Source organism: uncultured Cytophaga sp., from assembly GCF_937863595.1.
Classification (GTDB): Bacteria; Bacteroidota; Bacteroidia; order Cytophagales; family Cytophagaceae; genus Cytophaga.
The window spans coordinates 39,235-45,522 of the sequence record NZ_CALMGQ010000076.1 but is presented as its reverse complement, the minus strand read 5'-3'; the positions used below and the strand labels follow the sequence as shown (position 1 = coordinate 45,522).

2 protein-coding genes are annotated in these 6,288 nt (G+C 31.7%); both read right to left on the bottom strand.

Translation table 11 applies throughout. From position 1 onward, the window contains the following. The coding region (locus Q0543_RS06785) for a hypothetical protein (protein ID WP_299250666.1) at window positions 1–2,563 on the bottom strand (2,563 nt) is incomplete at its 3' end. After that, window positions 2,560–6,270 (bottom strand): ATP-binding protein, encoded by a 3,711-nt coding sequence (locus tag Q0543_RS06780; protein ID WP_299250664.1) that lies wholly within the window; start codon window positions 6,268–6,270, stop codon window positions 2,560–2,562. The genes Q0543_RS06785 and Q0543_RS06780, both read right to left, overlap by 4 nt. Window positions 6,271–6,288: the final 18 nt, after the last annotated feature.

Sequence of the window (6,288 nt, the reverse complement as noted above, 5' to 3'; positions counted from 1 at the left end):
TTTTGATAAACTCTGCTGTATCGTTATAAATCTTGGTAACGAATTCATTTATTTGTTGTATTCCATCATCGTTATAATCTCTCCAAATATAATTCCCCAAGCCTGTTGCTACTGGCTGAAACACAAATTGTTGCTTTGCCTGCCTACCTACACCTGTCGTTACAGTTAATTCAGAACGTACATGTCGTTTAAATGCACTAATACCCCAATCAACGCGTGACATAATTGTTTCATCATTGGGGGTTGCTACCGGACCCAAATAAGTCAAATATCGATACGTAGTAATAAAATTAAGTTGATGATCTGGACTAAATGTAATGCCACTCGTAAAATTAGTTGTTTGTGCACGCGTTGCTGGAGCTAATTCTCCCAAGTAGAGTTGTTTGTCAGACCTATCACTATAATCAATTTTAAATCGAAATTTTGAAGTATCATTTGATTCTATGTAGTATTTATATTCATCAAAGTACATTAAGGAGTTCGCTAATCTACCAGCAGAATCAAGAACTTTATTGCGTTCTGTACTATATTGAAAGCCAGGTGTAAAAATCTTCGATCGATAATACATGTTTGCACTATACTTTTCCCAATCTGCTTTTCCTTTTACATTATTATTAAACATGTTAAATAAATCGCCTTTAAAATAAAGGTTTCCTTTTTTTTGATACAACTTTGCTTCTTGTTGTAATCCAGACAAATCATTTGCTTTATCACGATAATTCGCTGAATAACTAATTAATTCATTTGCATTTTTAGCATAGCTGATGTTTCCAACAACCATCTGATTATTTCCAAGTCGAGTGATATCTTCATTCCAATAGCGTTCAAAATCAGCACTTCTAAATCGATCAATTGCAACAAAGTTAGCCTGGTTAAACTCATACGATAAAGACGATGTAAGCAAATAATTATTCAGTAACCCAATTTTACGTTTCGAACTTCTTATTCCCCCTCTAACAGATACACCATTGTCATTTTCTTTGTCTTCAGCTGAATAGAGATTCACATCATTTGTCGAATAAGCAATATCCGTAAATAGTTCTTCATGCTTGGATACCTGCTGCACAAGGGAACCTTGTATCATTTGTCTTTTCTTAGGCGTAGCAATATATTGAACAGGCTCATAAATACCATTCCCCGCTCCTACATATTTAAAAATACGTGCATTCGCAGTCGAGTTATCCAAGATGTAGCTACCCAAACCTACACCAGTTTGTGAAAACTTCACTTGAAACAATGCGCTGTCTGGATTGGTGGAATATTGATACACTACGACTCCAGCGACATCAATTTTCTTATACAAGGATACACCAGCTTTATAGCCAATCGAATCTTCACCAGAAATAAATGCTTTTGTTAAATCATCCCCAATCGTTGATAGGTAATTTTTATCTGCCAATGACAAGTCAAGTAATAAGGGATTGTTGCGATTGTCTTTTTCTGAATAATAATAAAATCCAAATTGACTTGTTTTACTTTTAATCGTTTGAGAAGCTTCTACATTCGTACGCGCATAGTTTTTATCCGTATATTCAAAATCAACACGCATGCGATTGTATCGTGTTACTAAAACATAAGGTGTAAATGTAATCTCAGCAGTATTATAATCGATTACATAATCATAATCGAAGCCTCGAGTTAATAATCGGCCATCAAAATATACTTTTTCTGAATTCGCAATTATAGTAATGAACGCTTCATTGTTAGCGCCCCTCAAACGGTAAGGCCCTTGTACCCCTTCTTGCAAAAAATCCTTTGTGCCTGGAGAGAACTGTATCGTATTAAACTTCCCTTTTGATATACCAACACCTAATTGACTTACGCTTTCAAATGTTGAATCACGGGTAACAGTATGGCTTATTTGTCCACCTTGTACATTCCGATAATATTTCAAAAAATATGGATCGCGTTGCTTTAAAACAATATCACCTACTGTTAATGCTGTTTGAGGCGTTTTTAATTGCACATACACCCGATCAAATTGTTGTAATTGTTGCGTGTTACCTTCAGGCTGAAACGGAATATTTTGATCTGAAATTACTGCTGTTAAGGTTATATTATCTGTTAACTTCCCATCAAGCTGCAAGTTTAATGTAGAATTCACAAAAACACTTTGATTGTTACCCGCAGAAATACCTCTAGAAATAACACCTGTTTTATTAATTCCAGGAGTAGAGAATAATTCTTCACGTTGTTGAGGTACGTTACCGTAACCACGCAAACGCATGATTTCTCGATACCCACCAATGGAATCATATAACGATAAATCTCTACGATAAACAGGTTTTGCTAAATCAAATGGATATACACGATAACAGATTAAAATTGAATCTGGAAGTGGACTGGGTGAAATAAGCAGTGTGTTTGTTGAAATAGTATAATTACTTGTATATCCACCAGGATATTTTATTTCAATGCTGCTGGGTACTACTGTTAACGTATCAATCTTTACGCCTTGTTCTGTTGGTTTAATCCACTTACAACGCAAGTTGCTGTATTGCGCATGACTAACATGCACAACAACGAAAAAAAATAATACTAGAATAAAATGAAGTTTGTTCATTCGATATAGTAAGGCATTTCAATAAAAAAAGAAGTGCCGTTTTGAAAAGAAGTTTCAAACCAAATTGCACCTTTCATATCTTCAACCAATCTCTTCGCTAGGGCCAATCCTATTCCTGATCCAGAATACTTTGTACTAAAATAAGGGACAAATATTTTATCTTGTAATTCTTCTGGAATTCCCATTCCATTATCTTTAATTTCAATCAAAATGCAGTCTACTTTTGCTTTTACAAAAATATCTATTTGTCTCGCTCTTCCTTCTGGAATACTTTGAATTGCATTTAATACTAAATTATTTAAAATATTTACAAACATTTTTCTATCTGCTCGTATATACGTTAATTGACTTGGAAGATGTGCATGAATACCACTAAATTCAATTTCTTGATGTAATACAGTCAATTCATAAATCAATTGATTCAGTTCAACACTTTCCAAATTCAACTCAGGTAATTTATAAAAGGATGAAAAGGAACTCGCTATTTCACTTAACGAATCTATTTGGGTTAAGATTGTTTTAAAGGACTCTTTAAATTCTTCATCGCTAGGTTTATTTTGATCCTTACCCAATCGATGAAGCAAATATTGAAGCTTCAATTTCATAGGAGTCAACGGATTTTTAATTTCATGCGCTACTTGACGCGCCATTTCTCTCCATGCACTTTCTTTTTCGGAGTGCGCTAAAATAGATTTGCTTTCATCTAATTTCACCAGCATCGAATTGTATTCATGAACCAATCGACCTATTTCATCAGAGGATTCCCACTTTATAGGTTCATTATCATACAATCCTGTTTTCTTAATACCTTGGGTTATGAGTTTTAATGGATACGTCAAATAATAGGCAACTAAATAAGATAATAGCAAGAGCAAAATAAATCCAAGAGAGAATATATTTAGTACAACTTTTAAGTATGTAGAAATTTGCTTGGTTACATCTTCTTTCGATTCAAAAAAAGGCAAATGTACAATCCCTGTTATTGTTCCAGAACCTGGTGCGCGAATGAGTCTGTAGATTGATTTATATGACAACAGACCAACCTTCTCATTAGACACGATGTATTGATTTCTGCTTTCAAGTAAAGCGGCTATAGCCTCTGGCTGAATGTTGGTTGACAATATCCCCTTTCTAAATACTTCAGGCTGATTTGTTGCCAACAACGTTCCTGTATTTGAATAAATATTTATATCCAATTGCTCCACGCGAGTCAAATCTGATTCTAACAATAATTCTGTAACTAAATTCTTATTGATCTTATCATTTTGAATTGTTCTAGATGAAATCAATGCAGATAATTTATCCGAATTACTTATAAAGCGATTCAATAACGTTTGCTCATAATTCTTATTTACAAAACCTAACGTAATCAAACTTACCAGAATTAACGGAATAAAAAAGGCTAGATTTAAATAGATCTGAACTTTTGTAGCATAACTCACTTGTCTATTTTGAGCATTTATTCGATACATATGAATCAATACAATAACAAAAACACCCAAAATATGAAATAAAAAATATATGGATGCATTCGATAGCATGATGTCAATAATGCCATATGGCTTGCTAACAACAATCCATGTATTATTTTCTCCTTTCAATACTACATGATAATATCCTTCAAATCTAAAGTCGCTCGTATTTTCATTAATCCGTTTCCGTAAATAATTAATGAATTTTTGATCGTAATTGAAAAAACCATAACTCGTCTCAAGTTTCGTTCCATCAAAAATACAATAATCAAAATCTTTGTAATGTTCTTGTACTTGCTTTTGATCTAAGACCAATTCTGGGAACACACTGTTTTTACTATACTTGCCAGATTCCAATTCAATCAATATATAGGCAATAATAACATCATAGGACATTATTTTATTAACAGAAATATACTTTCGCGTATTTGTAATGTGATCTACATAACTATATAGATCTAATTTACTTAGATAGGTAGATTTTTTTAATACGGAATTGTAATATTCATTATACGTTATTTGTCCGGTTTGATTATTGAATGGTTCACCTGTTGCATCTAATAGTTCAACGCGTACAGAGTAGTCGTTAAAATAATTCGACAAATACTTTTTTTGAATTTTATCTTTTACAATGGATAAATCTGAAAAGGGAGATAGAATTTTTTCTCGTATAAAACCATCTTTCTGAATATTAGAAGAAGCTTCTTGAAGTAGAAACTCTGTAATTTCATCTCTATCATATAATAGACGTTCACCGTAGCGTGCCATCTGTTGAATGGCTTTATTTCGACCATTAAAAAACAATACAGAACCGATTACTAAAGAAGAAGACAAACAAAATATAAAAATATAAATAAATGATTGGTATTTCATTTTACCCAATAAAGAAGGATATCCTTGTGTTAGGCTTAATAATGAAAAAACAAAAAGACTTGAACTTACCAAAACTAATTGTGGGTCAATAAACCAGCTAATTATGATTAGCAGTGCATATACAATTGCTACTCTAAATGTTTTTTTAAGGGAATATCTTTTATGGAGTCTCCATATAACTTGGAGTGTCAAATGAATTAAATAGAAAAAAATAAATGAGATGCTAATGATTGTAAAAACCAATATTATCCGAACTTCAGATATATTTAAATCATCAATTAAATTTAGGGTAACTGTTGAGTTTTTAACAATATTTTTTAAAATTGAATAATAGACTAAAATAAATATCCACGATAAGACTATGCATGCAATTATTTTAAACTGCACCAGCTGAACCGATTTATTTATGTAAATATATCTATAACATTCTTTACGTTGAAAAATTTGAATGCCTTCTATCAATAAATATGTCGAGAAAAATACATTTAAAATTAGATCAAAAATTGATTCGCTAAAAAAAGATGAAGCGTAAAATTCAGAGGAAAATAATTGATCCGAAGAAAAATATTCAGGAATATTAAATTCCAACAACAATAATCTAAGTACTATAAATAATAAAACCCGAACGATAATTCTTTTGTAGCCTGAACGATGATGAAGGAAAATATCTAATATGAAATAACACCAAACGCATAATAAAAGTATGATAAAATTAAACGTTGCTACTTGTCCATACATGTAATCTTGCCCCGGATTGCTACATTCATAGCTAAATAAATATTTAGCTTGCTGTGCAACAAAATGTCCATTTTTAAATTTTTGCGTTGTAAAAATTCGAATGGGTATATTTTGAAAATAGAAACTATTGGTATGGCTTTTAATGAATGCATTTTCAACGGGATAATTACGTTCCAATTCAATTAAAAAAAACAACTCGAAGGGTTTATTTTTAATAAAAAAAGTATCCTGATATACAATATACTTCCCTGCAGTATTGCTTATATAATTCCATATATAATTGCCACGTATGGAGTTGTAATTTGGTATGTACTCACTTGTTGACCAATAAAATGGTTTCCCTTTATCAAAAATATAAAACAAGGATTTGGTGGGTATTTTATTTAAATCTGTAAATGTCCCACCTTCTGTTTTGATTTGTTCAACAATGAGATCACTTGTATGAACTACATCATCCATGGATTTAGATAACCGCTTCTCTACTCTTGAATAATAAATGGATTGATCAATCTTAATTACAGAATCCCGAAAAAATAAAAGTAGTAATAGACTGATTGACAAAAAGACAATAGCCCATCGGATTAGATTAAAAATTTTATTAAATAATTTATTGGGCAGTACCATATACCTTAAAAATACGGA

What these genes read in the sequence shown, in the direction of transcription:
- Q0543_RS06780 (WP_299250664.1), bottom strand. Translation starts at nt 6,270, where the DNA reads ATGGTACTGCCCAATAAATTATTTAATAAAATTTTTAATCTAATCCGA.